Annotated in this window: 21 protein-coding genes; 14 read left to right on the forward strand and 7 right to left on the reverse strand. The window is 41.1% G+C overall.

The features are described 5' to 3' along the window. Positions 1-61 precede the first annotated feature (61 nt). The 10 genes from ACO1XM_RS15565 to ACO1XM_RS15610 all read left to right on the forward strand — a co-directional run bounded on the left by ACO1XM_RS15565 (position 62) and on the right by ACO1XM_RS15610 (position 8,895). The gene (locus ACO1XM_RS15565) at positions 62-643 is read left to right on the forward strand and encodes a cytochrome c oxidase subunit 3 (protein WP_486230628.1); all 582 of its coding nucleotides are present in this window, start codon (positions 62-64) and stop codon (positions 641-643) included. 17 nt (positions 644-660) lie between these two features. Then, positions 661-1,398 carry a cytochrome c oxidase subunit 3 gene (locus tag ACO1XM_RS15570; RefSeq protein ID WP_486230630.1) on the forward strand — a complete coding sequence of 246 codons (738 nt, stop codon included), beginning with the start codon at positions 661-663 and terminating at the stop codon, positions 1,396-1,398. A gap of 22 nt (positions 1,399-1,420) precedes the next feature. Next, positions 1,421-1,771 (forward strand): cytochrome C oxidase subunit IV family protein, encoded by a 351-nt coding sequence (locus tag ACO1XM_RS15575; protein WP_486230632.1) that lies wholly within the window; start codon positions 1,421-1,423, stop codon positions 1,769-1,771. A gap of 72 nt (positions 1,772-1,843) precedes the next feature. After that, on the forward strand, positions 1,844-2,389 hold the full coding sequence (locus ACO1XM_RS15580; RefSeq protein WP_486230634.1) for a hypothetical protein: 546 nt from the start codon (positions 1,844-1,846) through the stop codon (positions 2,387-2,389). Between the two features lie 4 nt (positions 2,390-2,393). Further along, the gene (locus tag ACO1XM_RS15585; RefSeq protein WP_486230636.1) at positions 2,394-2,906 is read left to right on the forward strand and encodes a DUF420 domain-containing protein; all 513 of its coding nucleotides are present in this window, start codon (positions 2,394-2,396) and stop codon (positions 2,904-2,906) included. Between the two features lie 10 nt (positions 2,907-2,916). Next, on the forward strand, positions 2,917-3,171 hold the full coding sequence (locus ACO1XM_RS15590) for a hypothetical protein (protein WP_486230638.1): 255 nt from the start codon (positions 2,917-2,919) through the stop codon (positions 3,169-3,171). A 25-nt stretch (positions 3,172-3,196) separates the two neighbouring features. Beyond that, positions 3,197-3,508, forward strand: a complete 312-nt coding sequence (locus ACO1XM_RS15595; RefSeq protein ID WP_486230640.1) for a DUF983 domain-containing protein — start codon at positions 3,197-3,199, stop codon at positions 3,506-3,508. A 29-nt stretch (positions 3,509-3,537) separates the two neighbouring features. After that, a complete protein-coding gene (locus ACO1XM_RS15600; protein WP_486230642.1) occupies positions 3,538-7,140 on the forward strand; it encodes an ATP-binding protein in 3,603 nt (1,200 codons plus the stop codon). A gap of 23 nt (positions 7,141-7,163) precedes the next feature. Then, the gene (locus ACO1XM_RS15605) at positions 7,164-7,793 is read left to right on the forward strand and encodes an HAD family hydrolase (protein WP_486230644.1); all 630 of its coding nucleotides are present in this window, start codon (positions 7,164-7,166) and stop codon (positions 7,791-7,793) included. Further along, positions 7,762-8,895 carry a site-2 protease family protein gene (locus tag ACO1XM_RS15610; RefSeq protein WP_486230646.1) on the forward strand — a complete coding sequence of 378 codons (1,134 nt, stop codon included), beginning with the start codon at positions 7,762-7,764 and terminating at the stop codon, positions 8,893-8,895. The genes ACO1XM_RS15605 and ACO1XM_RS15610 overlap by 32 nt, the downstream gene beginning before the upstream one ends. Before the next feature lie 181 nt (positions 8,896-9,076). On the opposite strand, the gene ACO1XM_RS15615 is transcribed toward ACO1XM_RS15610, so the two are convergent. The 6 genes from ACO1XM_RS15615 to ACO1XM_RS15640 form a co-directional block, all read right to left on the reverse strand. Then, positions 9,077-10,822: a T9SS type A sorting domain-containing protein gene (locus ACO1XM_RS15615; protein WP_486230648.1), complete on the reverse strand. Its 1,746-nt coding sequence runs from the start codon at positions 10,820-10,822 to the stop codon at positions 9,077-9,079. Positions 10,823-11,039: 217 nt separating this feature from the next. After that, positions 11,040-11,873, reverse strand: coding sequence for a PASTA domain-containing protein (locus tag ACO1XM_RS15620; RefSeq protein ID WP_486230650.1), 834 nt, complete (start codon positions 11,871-11,873; stop codon positions 11,040-11,042). A gap of 8 nt (positions 11,874-11,881) precedes the next feature. Beyond that, complete coding sequence (locus tag ACO1XM_RS15625) at positions 11,882-12,964, reverse strand: D-alanine--D-alanine ligase family protein (protein ID WP_486230652.1); 1,083 nt, start codon at positions 12,962-12,964, stop codon at positions 11,882-11,884. Between the two features lie 25 nt (positions 12,965-12,989). Next, positions 12,990-15,140: a M43 family zinc metalloprotease gene (locus tag ACO1XM_RS15630; RefSeq protein ID WP_486230654.1), complete on the reverse strand. Its 2,151-nt coding sequence runs from the start codon at positions 15,138-15,140 to the stop codon at positions 12,990-12,992. Between the two features lie 281 nt (positions 15,141-15,421). Beyond that, positions 15,422-15,679 carry a NifU family protein gene (locus ACO1XM_RS15635; protein WP_486230656.1) on the reverse strand — a complete coding sequence of 86 codons (258 nt, stop codon included), beginning with the start codon at positions 15,677-15,679 and terminating at the stop codon, positions 15,422-15,424. Next, positions 15,679-16,773, reverse strand: a complete 1,095-nt coding sequence (locus ACO1XM_RS15640) for an Mrp/NBP35 family ATP-binding protein (protein ID WP_486230658.1) — start codon at positions 16,771-16,773, stop codon at positions 15,679-15,681. Before ACO1XM_RS15640 ends, ACO1XM_RS15635 begins: the two co-directional genes overlap by 1 nt. Before the next feature lie 1,002 nt (positions 16,774-17,775). Here ACO1XM_RS15640 and dnaG point away from each other — a divergent pair. The 4 genes from dnaG to surE all read left to right on the forward strand — a co-directional run bounded on the left by dnaG (position 17,776) and on the right by surE (position 22,634). Beyond that, entirely contained in the window at positions 17,776-19,689 is a 1,914-nt protein-coding gene (gene dnaG, locus ACO1XM_RS15645; protein WP_486230660.1) for a DNA primase, read from the forward strand. Between the two features lie 146 nt (positions 19,690-19,835). Continuing rightward, positions 19,836-21,059, forward strand: a complete 1,224-nt coding sequence (locus tag ACO1XM_RS15650; RefSeq protein ID WP_486230662.1) for a bifunctional 3,4-dihydroxy-2-butanone-4-phosphate synthase/GTP cyclohydrolase II — start codon at positions 19,836-19,838, stop codon at positions 21,057-21,059. A gap of 71 nt (positions 21,060-21,130) precedes the next feature. Beyond that, positions 21,131-21,751: a hypothetical protein gene (locus ACO1XM_RS15655; protein WP_486230664.1), complete on the forward strand. Its 621-nt coding sequence runs from the start codon at positions 21,131-21,133 to the stop codon at positions 21,749-21,751. 106 nt (positions 21,752-21,857) lie between these two features. Next, the gene (surE, locus tag ACO1XM_RS15660; protein ID WP_486230666.1) at positions 21,858-22,634 is read left to right on the forward strand and encodes a 5'/3'-nucleotidase SurE; all 777 of its coding nucleotides are present in this window, start codon (positions 21,858-21,860) and stop codon (positions 22,632-22,634) included. Positions 22,635-22,871: 237 nt separating this feature from the next. Here the strand turns inward: surE and priA are convergent, their stop codons facing one another. Further along, positions 22,872-25,364, reverse strand: coding sequence for a replication restart helicase PriA (priA, locus tag ACO1XM_RS15665; protein ID WP_486230668.1), 2,493 nt, complete (start codon positions 25,362-25,364; stop codon positions 22,872-22,874).

Below are 25,364 nucleotides of genomic sequence, written 5' to 3' on the forward strand. Positions count from 1 at the left end.
AAATTTCAAATTTCAAATTTTGAATTTGAAATTTTGAATGTGGAATTTGAAATAGAAAAATATGTCAGAGTTGAAGATTGTAGAGGAGGCTAAGAAGCCATTGTCGATGAATCCCAAAAAGTTCGCTTTGTGGTTATTCATTGTGAGTGTTTGTATGATTTTCGCCTCGCTTACCAGTGCTTACATTGTGAGGCAGGCGGAGGGGAACTGGCAGGTATTTGATTTACCACCTTTATTCTGGGTAAGTTCTATATTGATTTTAGTAAGCAGTGTTACCATGCACTGGGCTTATATGGCTGCTAAGAAAGATAACCTGGAAATGGTAAAAGTGGGGATGAGCCTGACTACCGTTTTGGGTATAGCTTTTTTGGTTACACAAGTGATGGCCTGGAATGAGCTAGTAGCAAATAACGTCTATTTCACAGGCGGAAACCCCTCAGCATCTTTTGTTTATGTGCTTTCGGGCATGCACGGTTTGCACATTGTGGGGGGCGTTGTTTTCCTGCTGATCACCCTGGTGGCGACTTTCCGTTTTCAGGTACATTCAAAAAACCTTAATTTGATAGAAATGTGCACCACTTTTTGGCATTTTTTGGATGCACTTTGGCTATATTTGTTCTTATTTCTTTTATTTAACCGATAGACTTTAAACCTTTAACCATGGCAAGTACTTCTGCAACAGCCACAGCCTCTTGGGATGGCGGTTCATCCCCGATGAATGCCAGTTATGGCAAACTGATGATGTGGTTTTTCCTTCTATCAGATGCTTTTACCTTCTCCGCCCTTCTTATCACTTATGGCCTTGTGCGTTCTTCGCATGTTGCTTATGAGGGTGCAGTAAATGCATTCACTTTCTCACAGACGTACTGGCCTGTGCCAGAAAAAGTTTTTGAAGCGGTGCCTTTCCTGCATGGCATGGAGTTACCGTTGGTGTTCGTAGGTATCATGACTTTCATTTTGATCATGAGCTCTGTAACCATGGTATTGGCTGTTGAGGCTGGTCACCGCATGGACAGAGTAGCTGTTGAGAAATGGATGCTTTGGACAATCTTGGGTGGTCTTACTTTCCTTGGCTGTCAGGCATGGGAGTGGAGTCACTTCATTCATGGAACAGATGCAGGTGGTGTATTAAGAGATGGTACTACCTTCTTTGGTGCTAACCTCGCGCTTAACCAATATGGTCCGCCAGACTTTGCAGCTTTCTTCTTCTTCATTACAGGTTTTCACGGCTTCCACGTATTCAGTGGTGTTTGCTTGAACTTCCTGGTGTACTATAATACCGTAATGGGTGTGTACGACAGAAGAGGCCATTATGAAATGGTTGAGAAAGTAGGTTTGTACTGGCACTTTGTAGACTTGGTGTGGGTATTTGTGTTTACCTTCTTCTACCTTGTATAATTTGAAATAGTAAATTTAAAATTTGAAATTGAACGATATGGCTCACCACCACGCAGAACCTCAAATAACAGTACTACCACCAGATACAGCAAAGATCAAGAAGCTTTGGATGACTGCGTTGATCTTGCTTGTAATTACTGTGCTTGAATTTATTGTGGCCTTCACTATTCCACATGAATACAAAGACTTACGTGTTTGGATCTTCATTACCATGACAATTGTAAAGGCTGCCTACATCGTGGGTGAGTTTATGCACTTGCGTTATGAAGCCAAGTTTTTACTTTGGTCAATTCTGGTTCCTATTATTTTTATCGTTTGGATGTTGGTGGCTTTCATTTATGAAGGCGTTGCTATCGCAGACGGAAAATTATAATAGTTCCATACCAACATTGAAAAGGCTTGGGATTATCCTGAGCCTTTTTTATTGATATCGTGTTATTCTCTTATGAAGATCAAACAACTCATTATTCTCGCAGCAGCATTTGTGCTTCCCATCAGTATTTTTATTTTTCTGAAGACGATGGGTAAAAATGAGTTCGCTGTGGAACCCTTTTATCAGCAGGGTGTTATTGAAGTATCTAGTGAATGCGGACCGCAATATCAAACACCCTATACTGTTCAACAAACTGTTTTAGCGGATGTCAACTGGAATGTAAATGACAGCCTGACGCTCTACATTTTTAATGCAGAAAAAGAAATGACAGGTGAGGTGAGCAGAAGAATGGAAGATAAATTGGTGACGCATGAATTTCGTGCCTACGTGTTAACTTCTGACTCCAGTGCGGTGTCAAAACCATATTTTTTGCCAGTACTGTTAAAAGATGTCGTCACACTTGATCAGTTAAAAGAATGTATGTTCATTATAGAACCAGGTAAGAATGCCGTATTAGTAGATAGACAAAAACGCATCCGTGGTTATTATGATTTAAGTGATCGGGAAGAATTGGACAGATTAGCAGTAGAATTAACCATTATATTAAAGAAGTACTAGATTTATGAATAAGCAGTTAGTAAATCGCTTAATTACTGTTGTTTCAATCGTTATTCCGGTTGTAGTTGCCATTTTGTTCAGGGTAAAAATCGATGGATATGATTTTACATTTTTGCCCCCTATTTACGCAAGTATAAATGCAATCACAGCTGTACTCCTCATAGCTGCACTTTGGGCAATTAAGAATGGGAGACGTACACTCCATGAATTCTTAATGAAAACTTGTATAGGCTTGTCTTTATTGTTTCTGGTGATGTATATAGCCTATCACATGACGAGCGACCCTACGAGTTTTGGCGGTGAGGGTGTAATTCGCTATGTATACTATTTTATATTGATAACACACATTGTACTTTCTATCGGGGTAGTGCCACTGGTTTTATTTACTTATGCCCGAGCCTTTAACGAGGAGTTTGACAGACATAAAAAGCTGGCGCGTATTACTTTTCCGATTTGGTTGTATGTAGCCATAACAGGTGTTGTTGTTTATTTGATGATCAGTCCTTATTATGTTTAATCCAAGTAATATGAAAAAGTTAGTCACACTTATCTTACTACTGGTTTTATCTGCCGGGGAAATAATGGCGCAATGTGCCATGTGCAGAACTCAACTTGAAAACAATGTGAGCAATGGAGAACCCGGCATCGCAGCGGGCATAAACGTAGGTATACTTTACCTGTTGGTCATGCCCTATTTGGCCATCATGATATTAGGTTATTTTTGGTACAAATCCAGTAAGAACAATGCAAGTAAGCTTGGTGAGCGCGCTATTGCACGCTAAATGTCCGAAGTGCCGTCAAGGTGATATGTTTGTTCATTCATTGACGAACATTACCAGGTTTAATCAGATGCATGAGACTTGTCCGGTGTGTAGTGAAAGACTTGAACCAGAACCTGGTTTTTATCAAGGCGCCATGTATGTGGGTTATGCCTTAAGTGTGGCTGTAACAGCCTTCGTTTTTATATTGGTTTTTGTATTAGATATTGAATCCATGTGGTTGCCTGTCATTATTGTTGCAGCCATTATGGTGTTGTTAATACCTGTAAACTATCGTTATTCAAGGGTGCTCTACCTATATATGTTTGGAGGTATTCACTACAGAGAAAAAACCGATTAGTTTTCTTAATTTAAGGGAAATCTGATGCATTGAAAAACCGAGTATTACTTCTGGTTTCTTTCCTCTCGCTGGCAATAGGTATTTACCTGTTGTACAGCCATCGTCAACCTGTTGATAGTGTTTATTTAACAGAAGTCATTAATAAGAAAGTCGCGAAGCAACTGGAATTACTCGAAAATGAAGCTGCGACTTTTCAAAATGCCGATTCAACGTGTAACTTCTATTCAAAGAGCCGCTTCCCTCTTTTTATTTATAAAAACAAGAAACTGGTTTGCTGGACAGATAATGCTGTCATTCCCCCGTTAAGTTTATTATCTGATAAACGGTCGGTACAACTTGTTAAAATAGCCCGGGGCAATTTCCTGTTGTACCAGGAACCAATCGGAGCAGACAGGCAACTGATGTCGTTGATAGTATTGACGAGAGATTTCCCGATTCAAAATGATTTCCTCAGCAACATTTGGAACGATGAGATACTACCAAGTGCCAAAGTGAACATACTTGAGCCGCTCTCTAATTTGGGTATCCCCGTGAGTTATAAAGGTGCGATGCTTTTCAGGTTAAGTTTTCTGCAATCAGATGTGTCAGTAAATGCGAGTGGTAATCTTTGGGCAGTCTCACTTATCTTTTTGGCTCTTATTGGTTTTTCATTCCTGTTTATCTCCTGGCTTTACCGAACACAATCCTTTGCCAGGGCCAGTGTACTGAGCGCGATCGCATTAATTTTTGTTCGTCTTGTTTTATTACTCACCAATTTCCCCAGGGCTTTTAGTAGTTCAGAAATTTTTTCAGCACAACGTTTTGCTTCCTCTACACTGAACCCCTCCTTGGGTGATCTATTGTTAAATGTTTGGCTCATTTTGTTCTTGGCAATCATCGTTTTCAGGTATTGGCAAAAAGAAGGTTCAAACTTTAAGTTCAAGGAGCTATCACCGCTGCGCTTGGTGCTGTTGGTTATTGCAGCTTTTCTGCTGTTTAGCATTTGGCATTATCCGGTGCAGACGCTGCAAACCATAGTACACAACTCCAGTATTGAGTTTGCCATCACTTCTTCATTAGATACTTCGCTCATCAGAATATTATCGTTTGTAGCCATTCTGCTGGCATGGACAACAGCGTTTCTGCTGAATCATGTTTTCATCAGTTTTATTACAGGCGCCAGTGGAAAACATGCGCATAGAATATTATTGGCAGGCACTTTTCTTTTTGGATTTATCAACTACTGGGAGGCACAACCTTATCTGGGTACCATCATCATCACCTGGTCAGTGGTGTTAATGATGCAATACGCCAGATTTTCCGGAAGTCTTGAGCGAATTCAATACAAAACTTTTGGTTATTTCTTTTTGGTATTGTTTGGTTTAGTGCTCAATGTGGCTGTTCGTATTTATTATCTGGATAAGGAGCAGCATATTGAAAATCAAGTGCGTTTTGCTGAAAGCTATCTGGTGGACAGAGATAGTTTTGGTGAGTTTCTGTTAAATGATTTAACACCCAAGATCAAACAAGATGGATTTATTCAAACCCGCCTGGTGAGCCCGTTTTTAAGCAAGCTACCCATTCAGCAAAAAATCAGGCAAGTATATTTCTCCAGTTACTTCAATAAATACGACATTAACATACAATTGTTTAATTCAGCTGGCGATAATCTGACTGGATATTCTTCAGCTTCTTTTTCGGATATCATAAAATCTTTAGATGAGAATGCCAGTAGAACGGAGTACGAAGGTTTATATCGATTAAGCAACAAGAACAAAGACATTGCACAACAATATGTGTTGATCATTAAAATTGACAGAGGTGTTTTGGTGAGTGGATATGTTTTAATTGAGCTATCCTTAAAACGCATTCTACCGCAAAACGCTTACCCAGAGTTGTTGGTCGACAACCGTTTCAGGGAATCATTGAAACCCAATGATCTTGCGTATGCCAGCTTTGCTTTGAATAAAGTGCAGGCCAGTGCAGGTGATTTTAATTATGAACGTGATTTTGATAAAAAGATTTTAGGCGAACCGGCACTGTATTCCACAGGTGTAGTCAGTGATGGGTATCAACATTATGCGGTGGAGGGCAGTGATAACATAGTCATTGTCGTGTCATCTAAATTAATGACCTATAAAGGCTTTCTGGCCAATGTGTCGTTCTATTTAATATTAGGATTGTTTTTAATACTGCTGTTTGTTTTATGGTTAGGGATCAGTAATCTCCTGAAAAGGAAGCAGGTCTTTTATGCCGCACGCATACAGCTTTTTATTACACTCTCCTTTTTTGTGCCCTTACTGGTGGTAAGCATCATCACCCTGCGTATGCTCAACGAATCTTCGCAAGATCAGTTGAATAATACCTATTTAAACAGGGCTGCTTTTATAGCGGAGCAATTGGACGACTTCACCAACAGAAAAGATTCCTTGCGCGGTTCACTGACCAATCAAGAGTATGTAACAGAATTGGCGAGGCTGGCGAATGCGGAGTTAACCTTGTACAACAGTGAAGGCATGCTGCAAGCAACTAGCCAGAATTCTGTTTTTGACAATCAACTTATGGCACCCATAGCGCATCCCTTGGCTATGCAAAAAGTACGGGATGGAGAAAAAATATTTGTGTTGGAGGACAAGATCGGCCACCTATCTTATTTCATCGCCTATGCCAGCCTGGGTGCTGATCAATCGCTCTTGGCTATTCCATATTATCAGTCCGCAACTTCTGTTGAATCTGTGCAGATTGAGGCCTTGTCTGAAATACTGGTGATCTTTGGTATTGTCTTTTTACTGCTACTTCTTTTCTCTTTTCTCATTTCTCGTTGGCTTACTTTTCCGATAGAGTTTATTACCAATACCCTGCAACGCACAAGTTTAGCGCGATCCAATGAACCGATTAACTGGAAATCGAATGACGAAATTGGTTTAATGGTAAACTCATACAATGACATGCTGCGTAATTTGTCGGAGAGCAAGCTTGAGTTAGAACGCATGCAACGGGAACAAGCCTGGCGGGAGATAGCACAACAGGTAGCCCATGAAATTAAAAATCCGCTTACCCCAATGAAGTTGACACTGCAGCGGATGAGCAGAAATTTATCGCAACAGGATTTAAATGCCGATAAAATTTCTGCCTCAGTTAGTTCTTTACTGGAGCAAGTAGAATTACTGAATACAATAGCCAGTTCCTTCAGTTCCTTTGCCAAGATGCCGGCAGCAGTGGTTGATGTAGTAGATGTACAAAAACTGATTCTACAATCTGCAGAGCTTTATAAACAGGAGATTGAGATCATTCAGAAAAATCAAGGCGAGCCAATGCTGGCGAAGGCTGATCCTGTTATCTTGCTTTCTGTATTTTCTAACCTTATTCTGAATGCGATACAAGCCAAGGCAGAGGAGAGAGAAATAGAGCTGACGATAGAAACCGGGATTGAAAATGGCTTTTGGAGAATTCAGTTTATAGACAATGGGAAGGGTATTGAGGATGAAAAACGTGAAAAGATTTTTATACCACATTTTACGACAAAAGAAACAGGCTCTGGTTTGGGACTTGCCATAGCCAGACAAGCCTTAGAACAAATGGGAGGTTCTATTTCCTTTACATCAGTGCTGGATCAAGGTTCAACATTTATTATTTTATTACCTGTGGCCTGAATCTAAATTTACATAAATAAGATATGCCGATTACTTCAACAATCAATGCAGTTATTTTCGATTTGGGTGGTGTTATCATCAATCTTTCACCGGTAAAGACCTACAAGGCGTTTAGTGAAATGTCGGGAAGATCCTTAGCAGAGATTGAAGAAATGGCCAAGACCAGCCGTGAGTTTAGTTTATACGAAACCGGGCATTTGAGTGATGAGGAGTTTAGAATTTTCTTGAGAACTGGTTTGTCGGTTGATGTTGATGATGCACTATTAGATGAGGCATGGAATGCTATGTTGCTGGACATTCCACCACAGCGCCTGCAAACTTTATTGCGGTTAAAAACTAATTACAAAACTTTTTTGTTAAGCAATACCAATGCAATTCACCTGAAGGCATTCAACAAGATTTTGAGCGCGGTGAGCGGAGAGGAAAATTTTGAGCGTTACTTTAAGAAGGATTATTATTCGCATGAGATGGGTTTGAGAAAACCTGATCCAACTATTTTTGAGTATGTGATAAGAGAACAACAGCTTAATCCGGCTGAAACTATCTTCTTAGACGATTCAAGTATTAATTTAACAGGCGCTGCCCAAACGGGTTTGCACATTCATCACGTAACGAATGCAGATGAACTTTTTAAGGAATTGGATAAATACTAACAGAGAGGCTGTGCGCATAACAGGTCAGGCGCTTTTGTTTCTGGCTACTTTTGTGACTACGACCTTAGCAGGAACGCGTTGGGTGGATCCAACACTTTTATCGATTAATGATGTGACTTGGCAAGGTTTTTTAAATGGATTGCCATTCTCCATTTCATTTCTGAGTATCCTTACGGTACATGAATTTGGGCATTACTTCACCGCCCGCCATCATGGTGTAAAAAGTTCATTGCCTTATTACATTCCCATACCACCTTTCCCATTATCTATTGGAACGATGGGTGCTATTATCCGCTTAAGGCAACGAGTCTATTCAAATATTCAAAACTTTGATATTGGATTGGCGGGTCCTTTGGCTGGTTTCATTCTAGCCTTAGGTATATTATTTTACGGCTTCACTAATCTTCCACCCAAGGAATATATTTATGAGATTCATCCTGATTATATTGAATATGGTGAGAACTACGCTGATTATGTTTACAAACAGAGTGAAGATAGACTAGATATTGTCGTGGGGGATAATCTACTTTTTCTTTTTTTTAAGAAGTTTGTTGCTGATCCTGAACGTATCCCCAATCCACATGAGCTTATTCATTATCCTATTCTTTTTGCTGGGTTTCTTGCTTTAGTATTTACAAGTCTTAATCTACTTCCCATCGGGCAACTTGATGGTGGGCATATACTTTACGGATTAGTGGGTTATAAGCAACACAAGAAAATAGCGACAATTGTGTTTTTCCTATTGCTATTTTATTCAGGATTGGGGATAATCAACCCAACTGATTCGTGGAAAACTATAATAGCAGCTTTGGTGCTATACCCCATTTTTCTTTATGCTACTCTTAAAGGATTAAAAATGAGTCATCGACAAACACTCATTTATATTTTTGTCTTAATAAGTATCCAAATTTCGGTTTCATGGATATTCCCTAGTATTAATGGCTATTGGGGCTGGATGCTTTTTGCTTTTGTGATTGGCAGATTTCTGGGGATAGATCATCCACCTTGTCTGATTGAAATTCCTTTAGACCGCAATAGAAAAATACTGGGCTGGGTGGCGCTGATAATTTTTGTGCTATCCTTTACACCGGCACCTTTGTAACCAGAAGCCATCTCAAAAATACTTCGAGCCTAAAAAATCGCATCATTGCGAGGCATTGGGTTGAAATGTGCGGTAGATTGACGAAGCAATCTATTTATGATTATTTAAAGCAAGCATCTAGCTTGTTTCTCCCGATAAAATCGGGATCGCATTAACGAGTCTTCTTATTTTTGATATAGTCTTAGTGAAGCAGAATCTTTTTTACAATAATTTCATTGCCAGCTTTCATCTTCACTAAGGCCAGACCTTGCACATGTTGCGTTAAGCTTACCTGCGTGTCCTCAAAGGTGTGTTGCGTTGTGAAATTTATTTCCTGTCCGTTGATTGTGTAAATCGACATCACATCAACTATACCCTTGATGAAGAAAGCATTCGTTGCAGGATTAGGATACAGCTCAAGACTACTTAACCGCTCAGGTAAGGAAGTTGTTATCTCTCCTTTACCAAATACAGGCCTGATCATCGGGCTGCCACTCACATTCGAAGATGGCGTCCATCCACCATTTGAGTTAACAAATAGCTTGTCTGTATTGTCAGCTGATTTATCTAAACCAATACTAACGGTGCCATTAGCAGGTTGACGCCAGCCAATATAAAAGGTTTGCGGTACCAGTACAGCATTGCGTAGTGGTATTTTGTGAAAAACATTGAGGCCCGGTCTTTTTATAGAAATAACTTCTTCACCGATCAGTGTTCCTGGTCTTCCGGCATTATCATCAAAAATGAGTAAGTCAACAATGGTGCTGAGTTGCCCTGTTAATTGCGGAAAATAAATGTACATACCCGTGAGTGTATCGGCTTCTGATCCCAGCTTAGTAAAACCATAGGCAGCTTCATTACCTGTTTGTGCAAGCCCCAATGAGTATTCAGCAATACCATCATCATAGGCATAATAATCGCTGATGGTATAATCTGTTTGAAGTGTATCATTTACACGAAAGTCGATAGGTGCGTAAATGAGGTCATCATAATCAGCATTGTCGTCTGGCGGTACAACATAAATCGAAATGTTATCACTGGAGGTTAAAATTGTTTTAAGGGTTACAATGGTAGAGTCAGCTTGCCTGTCAAAGAAAACATTGTCGTTAAGATCAGGAAGGTTTACCAGCGGCACATCAATTTTGCCAAAGGCTGTAATAAAAAGTCCTGCAGGGGCATCTAATGCCATATTGTGTTCTGTAAAGGATTGCCCGAAATAGTTTTTGGTAGTGAGGTAGGTAAACTGGTCTAGGGGAGTGCCTTCATTTTTTTGTGTAGTCAGTAAAAATGTTGGTGTATTGATTACTTCGTTGCCATACAGGTGTTGCTGCGGTACAGCGTGGTATGCTCCAAACAAGGCAGTATGACCAGATCCTATTGCCCTGTCAGGAAATGAGAAGTCTGTTGCAAAGCGATTTTGATTCAGGTAGACATAATCAACAGCCCAGGTATCAAAAGGGCCGGAGCTTCGGCCAAACCGGGAGATGCGAAACTGAAAATTGTTATGGAAGAATGCTTCACTGCTGATTTGCTTAATGTAATCTAAAAAGATGGTAGGATCAGGATTTTCAGTAACACGAATAAAATCCTGGGTAATCCATTGCCCCTGATCATTCAAAAAATCTACTTGTAGAAAATCGCTGGGATCGGGTGCTTCCCCATTGGCTTTCCATTGGTATTGAAAACTGAGGTATACACTGTTCCGCTTGGCGGGAAGTACTTCAGCCAGCATGAGTTTACGCGATAACAATACGTCAGTAATACTGTTGGTGGTCAGGTCAGTTTCGAAAGGCGTACCATTTGCTCTTGTGCCGTCCATGATGGCAGCACCCTGTGTAGGTGGGCGTATGGCAAAACCATTCATGATGCTCACATCTTCTTTCTGTGCCCACAGTGTATCTCGACTGCTACCGGCAAAAGAGAAGTCGTCCCAAAAGGGAAGTTTCATGGCACCTAAGTCTTGTGTCCGGCTACCTTGGTGAGTTGTTTCTTCTGCCCTGTGAGTGTGCGGATAAATATTGAATTGAGCCGAAGCGTGGATGCAAAAAAAATTAAAAAGAACAAAGACCAAGGAGTACGGCACAGCATGAACTGTTCTATGCCTTGAACCAGACCAGAAGGTTTGAGGGGCAGAACATGACTTGGCGTGCGACATCAAGATTGGTTTATAATTTATTCAGATCGATTTGATCCTCACCTTCATCTGTTTCGTCTTCTTCAGGAACTTCGGTTCCTTTTTTACCAACCCAAACATCAATAACATCTCCAGCCCTCATTTTGGTTTGCGGAACAGGCGACTGCTTCAAAATAACGATGGGGCCATTGTCGACAGTATCACCCACAACAATTATTTCTCCTATGTGCAGGTTTGATCCGAAGATTGGAATTTTGGCATCTTCCAGTGTATAACCCACCACATTAGGCGTTGGTATTTCGTTGCTGCCTCCGTCCTCTACCACCAGGTCAATCACCGAACCTTTGGGTACGCGTGTACCAGGCTCAATTTTCTGACCTTTAAAGCGCATTTCTTTCACCAGATTAAGAAAGGGGCCTCTCACCAATTGAATGCGCCCGCGTTTCAGTTCACTGCCACGCATCACAGCTTCTGCGTTAATCAGCGAGCCATCAACAAGATTGGGGAGGGGCACTGACGGTGGTGTAACGCGGTTGATCGTAATCAGAATGTTTCTGTTTTCTTTCACCTTGACACCGGGAGCCGGGTATTGCTTTAAAACAGTTAAGGGTTCATAATCTGCTGAGTAGGAGGAGTCATTGATGGCATAGCGCAGATTTCTGTCGAGCAGAAATTTTTCCAGTTCTGTGATCTGCATGCCCTGTACGTCAGGTACTGTAATACTCTCGCCATGGTTAGTAGATGAAGGCAGGTAGATATAGAAGTAAGAAATACCAATGGTAAAGAAGATAAGCGTTGCGATAACCAGGCTGAACACTAAGCCTCCCATGGTGCCGGGTCTGTATTTCTTAAAAGGATTTTGCATAGCTATGATTAGAATTTTAATGCTGATGAAAAGCTTCGTTCGATTCTCTTGCCTTTGTCGTAGCGTTCCTGAGCAATAATGAGTAAGGTCGTGATAAGTTCACTGAACCCAATGCCACGTTCTTTCCACATCATGGGATACATGCTGGAGTTGGTGAAGCCTGGAATGGTATTGATTTCATTTACATACACTTTATTGCCAGCCAGAAATAAATCAACACGTGCAAAATCTTCGCAACGTAAAGCCAGGAAAGCTTTAACAGAAAGTGTTCTGATTTTTTCAGCAACAGCTTTAGTTAATTTTGCAGGCACTTCAATGCGCACCGCATCAGGGTCTACATACTTGGCATCGAAAGTATAAAACTCATATTTTTTACTGATGACAATTTCCCCCGGCATACTGGCCTGGGGTGGGTTGTTGCCCAGGATGGCACATTCAACTTCTCTGGCTTTAATAAATTCTTCCACAATGATTTCATCATCGTATTTGAATGCATCTTCCAGGGCCTTCACAAGGTCAGAAGGTTTTTTTACTTTGTTAACACCTACAGACGAACCGAGGTTAGCAGCTTTTACCATAAAGGGCGTTCCTAACTTCTTCTTGATGTCGGCAAACTTAATGTTCTCTTTTTCTGTGAAGTGAAAAGTCATGTACTTGGCTACCGGTAATTTGGCAGACTCTAACACACGCTTGGCCACAATCTTATTCATGGAGAGTGAAGAACCCAATACACCTGTGCCGACCATGGGCAAATCCAAAGCTTTAATCATGCCCTGAATGCTGCCATCTTCTCCGTCTGTGCCATGCAGCACTGGGAATATAATATCTACATTAAAACGCTCTTCATTGCCAGCAATGACGAAACCTGGTTTCTGTGCATCGAGTAATATGCTCAGGGCTTTTTCTTCTTCTATGTTTTTGCTTACACCTTTTGTAAGAAACCATTTTCCGTTCTTGCTGATACCAACGGCTATGGCTTCAAATTTATCTTTATCGATAAACTCATAAATATTTTTGGCGGAATTGATAGACACACCATGCTCCACAGAGCGGCCGCCATAGAGAATAACTACTTTCTTTTTTTCTGTCATAAAATCAAAGGGCTAAGATAAGCAATCATCTACCTTCTATGAACACTTTTTGGCTATAGTATTGGTTATCGGCTTTAATTTGCACGACATAAATACCGGTATTAACATCACTTAGTGGGAGGGTGTACGTTTGATTCAGTGTATTAACGGCTACGTTTTTCACAACAGTCTTTCCGGTAATGTCATAAATTGAAAAAACAACGGTTTGCTTATCCTCTACATTGAAAGTTAAATTCAAACCGCCATTCTGACCGGGGTAAATGGCAACTAAATCGTTAAGTGGAATTTTTGGTGAGGCTTGCCCGGCATAAAGTTCTATGTTGTCCAGGTATAAGGGATCGTCCAGGTAGGCGCTGGCTTTAATGGCTAGCCTTATGGAGGATTCATTGGCAAGATTGTTCAGGTTGATCAGCTGACTGTCCCAATTATCTTCGTTGATCACGCTGGTGGTGTTGGTTGTGCCCTGAAACGTAAAGGAGGTTAGTGACACGTAACTAAGGCCGCAATCAGTGCTATATACGATTTCACCATTTACGTCATTGTTCACACCGATGCGATGCGACCAGTCAAAACGAAGATTAGCTTCGGTGAGGTTACTGAAATCGAGGTTGGGACTCACTAACCAGGTAGTGGATTGCTGGTTGAAGTCGAGTGATTGGAAAACCAAGGACTGATTATAAAATGTTGTTGTCTTGCTCCAGTTATCACCGTCTTCCGGATTGATGGCAGTCCATTTTTCATTGAACAAACCTTCAAATCTTTCCCGCGTAGGCATCTGGTCAACCAGGTCATCAATCACAAAGGATTTTGTTAAACTGTTATCATTTGGATTGCTGTCTTCCGCACCATTGGGCAGGTTTAGCGTAACGTTTAAATCGTATGCGCCCTCGCTTACCAATAGAGGGATGCTGATTTCGCCATAGCTGAATATTGGAACAGGGCTAAATATTTGCTGTACGTTGGTAGCGGTACCACCATTTAACTGATAAGACAGCTGAACGAAAGTAAGTGGATCGCTGCCCAGGTTTTGAAAACGAATTGTGAGTGCATTTTCTGTAGCACAGCTGACAGGCCATGGAGAAATAATTTCGCGTAAGGCTACGTTTTGCTGCCCCCCGGGGGGAGCAATTAATCCAAGCGAAGTAAGCAGGGACTTTCTGCGCGGCACATTATCATCGGTAAGAATAATTTCCATGCGTGCTACCTGCCCTGCTGTAAAAAGATTCATGCATGCATCGTTAGTATAGTCCATGAAGTTCTGAAACATCTTTGTATTAGAGCAGGAGGTTTGCGGATGTGAAGGGCATCCATTGGTGTCATCATTTTGTTTGGGTGTGTCGGCTACATAATCTGTGGTGGTACCACAGCTGGAGTCATCGCCCCAGATATGACGCAGACCAAAGTAATGGCCAACTTCGTGTGTAAGGGTTCTTCCTCTGTTAAACCTGGAAAGAAGATTGAAATTTCCGTCCTCAATACTACCGAAGGCATCATGGGCAACAGCCACACCATCGGTGGAAGCAATTTCATTTTGGTATTCTTCAAGTCCTTGCAAATCAGAAATAGGAAACTGTGCATAGCCGATGTTTGCGTCCGTCATCCGGCATACCCAGATATTCAGATAATCTTCCGTAGGCCAGATGCTTTCAGACTTGAGTAAAACTTCTTCCTCAAAAATATAACCGCTTTTTGATCCTTGTTTTCTGACAATGCCATTGGTGGCTTGTCCATCTGGTGATTGACGCGCCAACACAAATTCTATGTCGAGGCCTCCTGCAAGGGGTTGAAATATGGCAGGTGTCTGGTTGGCATCGCTGTTGAGTCTTTTAAAGTCTTCGTTCAGCACACGTATCTGTGAAAATACCTGTTCATCGGGAATATTGGTGCCAATACCTACAGGCTCACCGTTGTGAATGATGTGTACGACAACGGGAATTTGATAAGGACCAGTATGTGTACGTTGTTGTCCGTTAGCTTGTAAGCGAGTGATTGTTTTGTCTTGTATTGCTTTTTCAAAGACATCACGCTTTTCCTGCTTTTTTATTCTGTCGAAAAGTGCCTTGGTCTGTTCTGTGGTGGCGCAACGTATTTGTGCCTGCAGTTTACCGGAGGGTTGAAATGCTAACAGAAGCCAGCATAAAAAGGAGAAAGAAAAACAACGTAGGTTCAACGACATCTAGCCTGGGTTTGCAGCATGAATCATTCAAAGATAAGAAGTGTAACCATAAGGTGAGTCATCAAAAGCACTAGTTTGTAGTAGCAATTGGGTTTGTTATAAAAGTAGTTTTGTGGGTAAAAAATACAATGTCGTTTAGTTAAGCCTCCTTAGTCATCCTCTCCTTTGGAGAGGACTGGAGGTGAGGCCAATAAAGAGACTTAACTAAACGACATTGGCAAAAAAAATACCGGACTAAATCCGGCATTTTCTAACGTAAAATCTTATTGAATATTGCCTTATTAACGGTTAATGGGGGTAAGGTTAATTACTTCTATTTTAAGAATTTCGGGCACAGCTTTTTTTATCGCTTCTTCAACCCCGGCCTTGAAAGTCATGGTACTCATAGGGCAGGAGCCACAGGCGCCCACAAACTCGAGTTTTAAAGTATTGTCGCTGGTGAGCTCGTGTATTTTTACATTACCACCATCTGCCTCCAAATAAGGTCTTATGCCATCCAGGGATGCTTCAATTCTTTGGGTGAGTTCGACTGTATTCATTAAACCGTTATTTCAACTTTTTTTGTCTGGGTAAAATTAGCATTTCTTATGGCAATATGGCGTGCTAATGTTTCTGCCAGGTTAGTAAATGCTGTGGCTGTAATCCCCTCCTTCATCACCGCAGGCAAGCCACTGTCTCCACTTTCGCGAATACTTTGCACCAGGGGTATCTGACCAAGAAAAGGAACATCGAATTTTTCCGATAAGTTCAGGCCTCCATCCTTACCAAAGATGTAGTATTTATTATTTGGCAGTTCTTCGGGTGTAAAATAAGCCATGTTTTCTACCACACCCAGTACAGGTACGTTAATTTGAGGTTGCTTAAACATCGCAAGACCTTTTTGAGCATCAGCCAGGGCAACTTTTTGAGGCGTGGTTACAATGATGGCTCCGGTAACAGGCACAGTTTGTACAAGTGTTAAGTGGATGTCGCTGGTGCCGGGTGGTAAATCAATAAACAAATAATCAAGTTCTCCCCACTCAGCATCTGTAATAAACTGCTTAAGAGCAGAGCTGGCCATCGGCCCACGCCAGATCACCGCACTTTCGGGCGGTGTTAAAAAACCAATCGATAAAAGTTTTACACCGTATTGTTCAATAGGTACAATAATGTTTTTGCCATTCACCTGTTTTACCGTTGGCTGCTCATGTTCGCAGTTAAACATGACTGGTATAGAGGGGCCGTAAATATCAGCATCGATAAGGCCAACTTTTGCACCGGCTTTTGCGAGCGCTACCGCCAGGTTAGAGGTAACGGTTGACTTACCCACACCACCTTTACCGGAGGCCACGGCAATAATATTTTTAACCCCTGGCAACAAGGGTGCATTGTCGCGTAAAGAAGTTACAGAAGAGGTCATGAAAATGTCGATGGCAACAGCTTTCCCGACTACTTTTTCAACAGCGTCCCGGCAGTCTTTTTCAATTTTGCCTTTTAGGGGGCAGGCCGGGGTGGTCAATACAACTGTAAAGGCAACTTTATCCGCACTTACCTGAATATCCTTGATCATACCCAGGCTAACCAGGTCGCGTTGAATATCAGGATCGTTAACAGTAGAAAGGGCCTTGCGTATATCTGCTTCTGTAAAATTCATGGCGCAAATTAGGCTTGGAAAATGGAAATTGGAAATTAGAAGGTAGAAGTTAGAAAATAGACGTTAGTATTTAGACGTAAGACGTAAGATATAGGTGGTAAGAGGTTAGAATTTTGAGGCTAGAGGTTTGAAGTAGCTATACAAAACTCCTTTTCAGAAGAATAGAAACTGAATAAAAATTAGTCTCTGAAATTAATGAGTGAATACTTGAAACGGGCTGCAAATGTAAATAGAAACTACTTTTCTTCAAATGACAGTTGTTGTGATGTAATTTTTAAATTGCATTGATTTTAATTCCCCCGCGACTAAATCCACTAAACATGATAAAAAACGTATAAGTTTTTAACGATATCTATTGCTCATAAATAGACCCGAGTTAAAAACGACTCGGGTTTTTTTATGCAAAAAATAACCCCTGATAGCGGGAACTATCAGGGGCAAATGGGGATCTGAGCGCCCAGTAACTTGCTCGGATTAACATTAGAAGTTAGTAAATGAAAGTCCGTATTACACGGGTTGTTACTATTCGCAGAACGGTTACTGTGCGTCCAATACGCGTAACTATAAAACGAATTAGGTAACACTCAAAAGAGATAGTACTTACAAGGTAAGTACTACTCATGGGAAACAAGTCCTCTAAAATCAAGAGGCCAAAAGGGGTAGGTCACATCATTAGAGTGGCAGCCCCTTTTGCATTTTAATACCCAATATTAGCGTTTTAGTTTAAATGCACCGAACATAAATCGTTGTAAAACTTACCTGAGTGGGTGAAATACACTCAAACTGCCTTATGTAAAACCCTGGTTCCCACCTATAACCAAGAAGCTTGTTTTGACAGAAATCTTTTGAATTTTTGCAAAAAAACTAGGTTTTTTCTGTGTAAATCCGTGTAATCAGTGGCGGATAAAACCTTCAATTTTAGATTCTATCAAATTATCTAAGAAATCTAAAAATCCATCCTCCAACCTCTAGCCTCCAATAGGTATCTTAGCCCCCCAATTCATGATCAGCCGCGAAACCATAGATGATATTAAGAACCGCATGGACATTGTCGATGTCCTGAGCGATTTTATCACCCTGAAGCGCTCTGGTCAGAATTATAAGGCACTTAGCCCTTTTAACAACGAAAAGACACCTTCGTTCTATGTGGTGCCTGCAAAAGGCATTTTTAAGGATTTTAGTAGCGGAAAGGGCGGGGATGCGATCACTTTTATAATGGAACACGAGGGCATGAGCTATACCGAAGCCCTTCGTTACCTGGCCAAAAAGTACGGTATTGAACTGAAGGAAACGGTAGCTGCCAAGGAAGAGCTGGAAGCCCTGAGCGCCCGCGACAGTCTTTATATCGTCATGAACTTTGCCAAAGAGCACTATAAGGGCCTTTTAAAAGAGCATGAGGAGGGAAAAAGCATAGGTTTGAGTTATTTCCACGAACGTGGCTTTAATGACCGCACCATAGAAAAATTCGAACTGGGCTATGCCCTGAATGAGTGGCACAACCTGGAGGAAACAGCACTGACAAAAGGCTATAGTGCTGAAGTGTTGGAGAAGTCAGGGCTGGTTATTTATAAAGAGGATCAAAAACACTATGACCGTTTTCGCGGAAGGGTGATTTTTCCGGTGCACAACCTGGCGGGTAAAATTATTGCCTTTGGTGCCCGTATTTTAACCAAAGAGAAAGACCAGCCGAAGTACATCAACTCACCTGAAACGGAGATCTACCACAAGAGCAATGTGCTCTATGGTATGTATCAGGCGAAGAATGCCATTCGCAAAGAAGATTTTTGCTTTTTGGTAGAAGGCTATACCGATGTGATCTCCATGCATCAGGCCGGTATTGAAAATGCCGTAGCATCATCGGGTACCGCTTTAACGGAAGAGCAGATTAAACTCATTCGCAGGTTTACTGAAAACATTACCGTTTTATTTGATGGTGATGCGGCAGGTATTAAAGCAGCCCTGCGGGGTATCGATTTAGTACTGAAGGGTGGATTGAATGTGCGCGTTTTATTATTGCCCGATGGCGATGACCCGGACAGTTTTTCGAAGAAACACAGCAGCACAGAACTGAAAGCTTATTTTCAGCAGAATACTAAAGACTTTATTTCTTTTAAGATAGATCTGTATGCAGCAGATGCTTCGCGCGATCCGATTAAAAAGGCAGAGGCCATCCGTGAGATCATCACCAGTATCTCAGTAATACCCGATCCGATTAAGCGCTCGGTGTACATCCAAGAAACAAGTGTGCTGCTAAAAATACAGGAAAGTGTATTGCTGACGGAGCTCAACAAAATACTGATTGGCGAACGCAAAAAGCAGCAAGAGAAAGTAAAGGATGAACCTGAAGTTGCCCCAGATTTTAGTGAAGAGTTTCAAGAGAGCACTAAACTGGATACCAGCGGCATGGTGCAAATGCAGGAGCGTGAAACCATACGCCTGTTATTGAATTATGCCGAGAGTGCAGTGGAGGAACAAAAGCTCATCCATTATTTGTTACATGAAATGGATGAGGTGGTGTTTACGAATCCTGTGTTTGGAGAGATTTTTCAAACCTTTAAAACCTTATCCAATGAGGGTAAGGCAGTAGATGAATTTTACTTTTTAGAAAATGGTTCTGCAGAAGTGAAAAAAATTGTGGCTGACCTGATGACTTCACGTTATCACACCAGTCCGCATTGGAGTGAGAAGTATCACATCTTTTTCCCGCATGAAAAAGAGGTAATAGGCGATGTGGCCTACAGCAATGTGTTGCGATTTAAGTTCAGAGCCGTGCAGAAATTAATGGAAGATAACTTGCAGAAAATTAAGCTGGCCACAAGCGATGCAGACCTGGATAAATTTATGACAATCCATGAGCAATTAAAGAATGCGGAAAGGGAAATTGCGGAGACTTTAGGTATCGTGATAGCCAAGTAGTTCAATTTCAAAGTTCAAATTTGAAATTCAATAAGGACAATCCGTCAGACCGCTGAATGCGAAAGTAAACAGCGGTCAGACGGATTTGAATAACAAAAAAGTAAGTGAGAAGAAAACCGAAAGCACTTCGGTAAATTTTTAGAAATATGAGCGAGATAAAATTAAACACGATTGAAGAAGCCATTGAAGATATCAAGAATGGTAAAGTGATTATTGTGGTGGATGATGAAGATCGTGAAAATGAGGGCGACTTTATTTGTGCGGCAGAAGCTATTACGCCAGAGATAGTGAACTTCATGGCCAGACATGGCAGAGGCTTAATATGCTGTTCCTTAATTGAAGACCGCTGTGAAGAACTCGGCTTGGAAATGATGGTAGGCAAAAACACGGCTGCTTATGAAACTAACTTTACCGTTTCTGTTGATTTGATTGGTCATGGTTGTACAACGGGTATTTCTGCCCACGATCGTTTTAAAACCATCAGGGCCCTCGTTGACCCTGCTACCGATCCGGCAGAGTTGGGCAAGCCTGGTCATATTTTTCCGTTGAAAGCAAAACGTGGAGGTGTGTTACGCAGAGCAGGGCACACAGAAGCATCGATGGACTTTGCCAGACTGGCCGGGTTTAAACCTGCAGGTGTATTGGTTGAAATCTTGAAAGAAGATGGCAGCATGGCACGCCTTCCTGATCTGGTTCATGTAGCTAAAGAGTTTAACATGAAACTCGTCTCTATTAAAGACCTGATCGAGTACAGACTGAAAAAAGAATCACTGATAGAAAGACAAGTAGATGTGAACATGCCTACTGCTTATGGTGACTTTAAATTAGTGGCTTATAAACAACTCAATACCAGCGATACACACATGGCGCTTGTAAAAGGCGATTGGGAAAAAGACGAACCTGTCCTGGTACGTGTGCATTCATCTTGTGTTACCGGTGATATTTTTGGATCGTGTCGCTGCGATTGTGGTCCACAGTTACACCGAGCCATGGAGTTGGTTAACAAAGCAGGCAAGGGTGTAGTGCTTTACATGAATCAGGAAGGTAGAGGGATTGGTTTGCTCAATAAGCTGAGGGCCTATAAACTGCAGGAAGAAGGCCTGGATACTGTTGAGGCTAATATTCAGTTAGGTTTTGATATGGATGAACGCGATTATGGCGTTGGTGCGCAGATATTAAGAGATTTGAATATTACGAAAATCAAACTGATTACGAATAATCCGAAAAAGCGTGTAGGCCTTATGGGGTATGGATTAGAGATTGTTGATAATGTTTCAATTGAGATCTCACCTAATCCTCACAACGAAAAATACTTGACTACAAAACGCGATAAATTAGGACACACTATTTTAGGAAAAATAGCGAAATAAGATATTGGTTTTTGATTGTGTGTCGTTTTAAGCACTGAACGTATACATAGAAAAGAAAACTTAGGAGTGACATGAATCGTTATACTAACATGAGGCATCTTCTTTCACTATCCATTATTTGTTTAAGCTTTACCATACAGGTGAATGCGCAGGAGTGGGCATTTGAGCTTTGGCATGAAGGAAAAATAGTGCTTGAGTCAGGCGATACATTAAGAGGTCAGGTTAAATATGATTTGCAGCAAGATTTAATTCAATACAAACATGGCCAGTCTATAGCGCAAGCGCTAACAGCTCGTAAAGTGTTGTATTTTGAGATTTTTGACAGTACCATACGCAAGTACCGTCAATTCTTTTCACTCCCTTATGCCACCAACACTGATTATAAAGCTCCTGTATTTTTTGAATTGCTGGCTGAAGGTGATTTGACATTATTAGGTCGTGAAGCATTGGAATACAAAACCTATAGCAGCCCGTATATGGTAGGCTCTTATACACGCCTGGTGTTGGTCAATACTTATTTCCTTTTGAAGGAAAATGGCAGCATTGAACCCCTGGAAATTAAGAGAGCGGAACTACTTAATATGATGGGAAAGAAGTCGGGCAAAGTGGAGGATTATATGAAAGACAATCGTTTAAAGGTGGACGATAAATTTGATCTTGTACGGATCGTGAAATTCTACAATAACTTATAATTAAATAGTCGACAAACATTTATGAAATGTCCATGAGCAGGGCTCAACCACACAGCTGATCATTAACCTGGACATTTCATTAGATTAAACCTAAAATTATTAATAAATGAAAAGACCTTTGATATTGGTTTCGAATGATGATGGTATTACTTCAAAAGGTATACTCACTTTAGTGAATGTGATGAAAACGATTGGTGAGGTTATCGTAGTGGCGCCCGATGGTCCACAGTCGGGTATGGGGCACGCCATTACAGTAGGAGAGACCTTGCGTCTGGAAGAGTCGACCATATTTGAAGGTGTGAAAGCATATCAGTGCTCAGGCACTCCAGCTGACTGCGTAAAAATGGCGAGACATTATGTGTTGCGTGACCATCGTGAGCCTGATTTAGTTGTAAGCGGTGTTAACCATGGCAGCAATACTTCTATTAGTGTATTATACTCAGGCACAATGTCAGCAGCGATAGAGGGAGCTATTGAAGGAACACCCGCAATAGGTTTTTCACTTTGTGATTTTGGACACGATGCAGACTTTAGTCATGCAGAAGAATATATCAAAAAGATAGCCTTGCAGGTGTTAGAAAAAGGCTTACCTAAAGGTGTTGCCCTGAATGTCAACTTTCCCCCTAAGCGTAACGAGTCGATTAAAGGCATCCGCATATGCAGACAAGCAAATGCCAAATGGGTGGAAGAATTTGATGAACGAAGAGACCCTAATGGCAGACGTTACTTCTGGATGGCAGGCAACTTTGTGAACTTCGACAAAGGTGAAGACAATGACGAATGGGCAATTGCCAATAACTATATCTCTGTAGTGCCTTGTCAGTTTGATTTAACTGCGCATGCGTCTATTGCTGTGTTAAATGAAGCGTGGAGTATACTTTGATTTTTTTTACACACTAGGTAATAACACTAGCGCTTATCTAAAAAATAAGAGGACTCGTCATTACCCCAACACACATTCAACGCTTCGTTCATCGCAATGACGCGATTTTTTAGGTTCGAAGTATTTTTGAGATGGCTTCTAAATAAACTAAGGTAATCCGTCCGACCGCTGAATTCTAAAGTATGCAGCGGTCTGACGGATTTAGTTAACGAAACGGATTACTACTTTAATTTCAGATTAGATAGGATCAACATCAATAATAAAGCGTACAGCGCGAAATTCTTTTTCCTTGTTCAGGCGATCGATTTCACCTTGTATGCTTTTTTTAATTTGAGCTAATTGTTGATTCCCTCTGGCTATCTTGACAAGAATACTCATCAGGTATTGGTTCCTTATTTTGGAAATCATCGGTTCACCAGGTCCCAGCACCTGAATATCTGCAATGGTATTCCGAATGCTTTCTGCCAATTCGCTGGATGCTTGTCTGCATATTTTTTTATCGATATGCTTAACTGTGAGTTCGATTAATCTTGAGTAGGGTGGATACACGTGCTGATGTCGCTCGTTTAGCTCTGCACGGTAGAATCCTTGATAATCGTGGTTGAGGATATAATTGAGTACGGGATGATCAGCCTGAGACGTTTGAATAATGACTTCACCGGTTTTCTTTCTTCGGCCTGCCCGTCCGCTTACCTGTGTAATCAGTTGAAAAGCTCTTTCATAAGACCTGAAATCAGGAAAGTGTAACATGCGATCAGCATTAAAAATACCCACCAGACTTACATTGTCGAAGTCCAAACCTTTGGTAAGCATTTGTGTGCCTACCAAAATATTGGTTTCACCTTTTTCGAATTGCTCTATAATGTTTTCGTAACTGCTTTTAGATCGTGTAGTGTCCAGGTCCATGCGTTGCACATTGGCATCCGGAAAGTGAAGATTCAATTCCTCTTCCAGTTTTTCTGTTCCATAGCCTATGGTTTTAACGCGCTTGGAGGTACAGGTAGGGCATTGATCGGGCATAGACTCTTTATAACCACAATAATGACAAATGAGTGCGTTCCTGTATTGATGGTAGGTGAGACTCACGGCACAGTTAACACATTTGGGTATCCAATGACAATCCTCACAACTGATGCTGGGTGAATAACCACGCCTGTTTTGAAAAATGATGACTTGTTCTTTGGCAGCCAAGGCTTCTTCCATTTTCCTGATCAATAAACCGGAAAACTCACCTTTGTTCGTTTTACGCTGTTGCTCTTCTTGCAGATTGCTGATAATAATAGTCGGCAATTGTGCTTCAGCATAGCGTTTATCAAGTTTTACTAAAGCGTATTTTTTTTGTTCTGTTTGAAAATAAGTTTCAATGCCAGGTGTAGCTGAGCCCAATAATACTTTAGCGTGGTGTAACTGTGCCAGGTAAATAGCACTATCACGTGCATGATAGCGTGGGGCGGGCTCATGTTGCTTATAAGAAGAATCGTGTTCTTCGTCTATGATGACAAGGCCGAGGTTTTCGAAAGGAAGGAAAATAGAAGAGCGAACACCTACAATAAATTTAAAGGTACCATTAAGTATGTTCTTCCAGACTTCAACCCTTTCATTGTCAGTAAAGCGAGAATGATAAATACCCATTACCTCACCAAACACTTTTTTAAGCCGTTGGACAATCTGCGTAGTTAGAGCAATCTCAGGTAGTAATAAGAGCACTTGCGATCCGTCAGCCAGGGCTTTCTGCACCAGGTTGATATAGATTTCAGTTTTGCCACTTCCAGTAATACCATGCAAGAGGACAGTATTTTGTTTCTCGAAAGCAGTCAGTATACTTTGCTCAGCTTCAGTTTGTTCCTGACTTAATACAATTTCCTGTTTTTCGTTTGTTGTACTATAGTCGAATCGTGAAATGTGGATTTCAAATTCTTCAAGTATATTATTTCTGATCAGGGTTGAGAGGGATGATTCTGACAAGTCAGACTGCAGGAGTGTGGAGCGACTAATACCCTGCTTGTTTAATGTTTTATCTTGCAGCACAGGAACTTCCTGTAGATAACGGAGTAAAATTTCTTCTTGTTTAGGTTTATTACCTAACAATTCAAATAATCCTTCCAGTTGTTTATTATTTACATAAGCTTCATATAATCTGATGCGCCTTTCTGTTTTGGGCTTGTATTTATCTTTGATTTCTTCAAAAACAATAATGGCTTCTTTTTTTGTTAGCGATTTGAGAATGCTGTGAACTTGTTTAACACCTAGTATTTTAGAAATATCTGTATAGGTAAGTGGTTCTTGCGCCAGACGTTTTAGGAGGACTTCTTCCTTTTGTGTAAACTCAAAATTACTTTCATTCCAGTCAAAAGCGGGATGTAATTGCACCATGCTTTCGCTGGATAACTTAAGTCCTGCGGGTAAGGCAGCATTAAGTACTTCACCGGGCGTGCAGCAATAGTAATCGGCAATCCATTGAAAAAAGCGAAACTGTATATCAGAAACGACTCGCTCTTCATCGAGCAATTCTAAGATGTATTTCGCTTCATAATCCTTGGGTGGATTTGAATGAAGTTGGGTAACCACCCCTGTCAACACTTTGCGCTCTCCAAAAGGAACAATGGCGCGCTGACCTATTTTGATGTAATCATTAAAATCTTTTGGAACACGATACGTGAATAATTTCGGAATGGGTACCGGAAGTAAGAGTTCTGCAAACAGTGTATTGGTTGATTCAAAAAGTGACAC

The sequence above is a fragment of the Chryseotalea sp. genome (genome assembly GCF_057350905.1).

Coding starts and splice junctions, on each gene's coding strand:
- ACO1XM_RS15590 (WP_486230638.1), top strand. CDS start 2,917: ATGAAAAAGTTAGTCACACTTATCTTACTACTGGTTTTATCTGCCGGG.
- ACO1XM_RS15565 (WP_486230628.1), top strand. CDS start 62: ATGTCAGAGTTGAAGATTGTAGAGGAGGCTAAGAAGCCATTGTCGATG.
- ACO1XM_RS15650 (WP_486230662.1), top strand. CDS start 19,836: ATGAGCGAGATAAAATTAAACACGATTGAAGAAGCCATTGAAGATATC.
- ACO1XM_RS15620 (WP_486230650.1), bottom strand. CDS start 11,873: ATGCAAAATCCTTTTAAGAAATACAGACCCGGCACCATGGGAGGCTTA.
- ACO1XM_RS15615 (WP_486230648.1), bottom strand. CDS start 10,822: ATGAAACTTCCCTTTTGGGACGACTTCTCTTTTGCCGGTAGCAGTCGA.
- ACO1XM_RS15570 (WP_486230630.1), top strand. CDS start 661: ATGGCAAGTACTTCTGCAACAGCCACAGCCTCTTGGGATGGCGGTTCA.
- ACO1XM_RS15625 (WP_486230652.1), bottom strand. CDS start 12,964: ATGACAGAAAAAAAGAAAGTAGTTATTCTCTATGGCGGCCGCTCTGTG.
- ACO1XM_RS15655 (WP_486230664.1), top strand. CDS start 21,131: ATGAATCGTTATACTAACATGAGGCATCTTCTTTCACTATCCATTATT.
- ACO1XM_RS15635 (WP_486230656.1), bottom strand. CDS start 15,679: ATGAATACAGTCGAACTCACCCAAAGAATTGAAGCATCCCTGGATGGC.
- ACO1XM_RS15605 (WP_486230644.1), top strand. CDS start 7,164: ATGCCGATTACTTCAACAATCAATGCAGTTATTTTCGATTTGGGTGGT.
- ACO1XM_RS15630 (WP_486230654.1), bottom strand. CDS start 15,140: ATGTCGTTGAACCTACGTTGTTTTTCTTTCTCCTTTTTATGCTGGCTT.
- ACO1XM_RS15580 (WP_486230634.1), top strand. CDS start 1,844: ATGAAGATCAAACAACTCATTATTCTCGCAGCAGCATTTGTGCTTCCC.
- ACO1XM_RS15595 (WP_486230640.1), top strand. CDS start 3,197: ATGTTTGTTCATTCATTGACGAACATTACCAGGTTTAATCAGATGCAT.
- ACO1XM_RS15585 (WP_486230636.1), top strand. CDS start 2,394: ATGAATAAGCAGTTAGTAAATCGCTTAATTACTGTTGTTTCAATCGTT.
- ACO1XM_RS15610 (WP_486230646.1), top strand. CDS start 7,762: ATGAACTTTTTAAGGAATTGGATAAATACTAACAGAGAGGCTGTGCGC.
- surE (WP_486230666.1), top strand. CDS start 21,858: ATGAAAAGACCTTTGATATTGGTTTCGAATGATGATGGTATTACTTCA.
- ACO1XM_RS15640 (WP_486230658.1), bottom strand. CDS start 16,773: ATGAATTTTACAGAAGCAGATATACGCAAGGCCCTTTCTACTGTTAAC.
- dnaG (WP_486230660.1), top strand. CDS start 17,776: ATGATCAGCCGCGAAACCATAGATGATATTAAGAACCGCATGGACATT.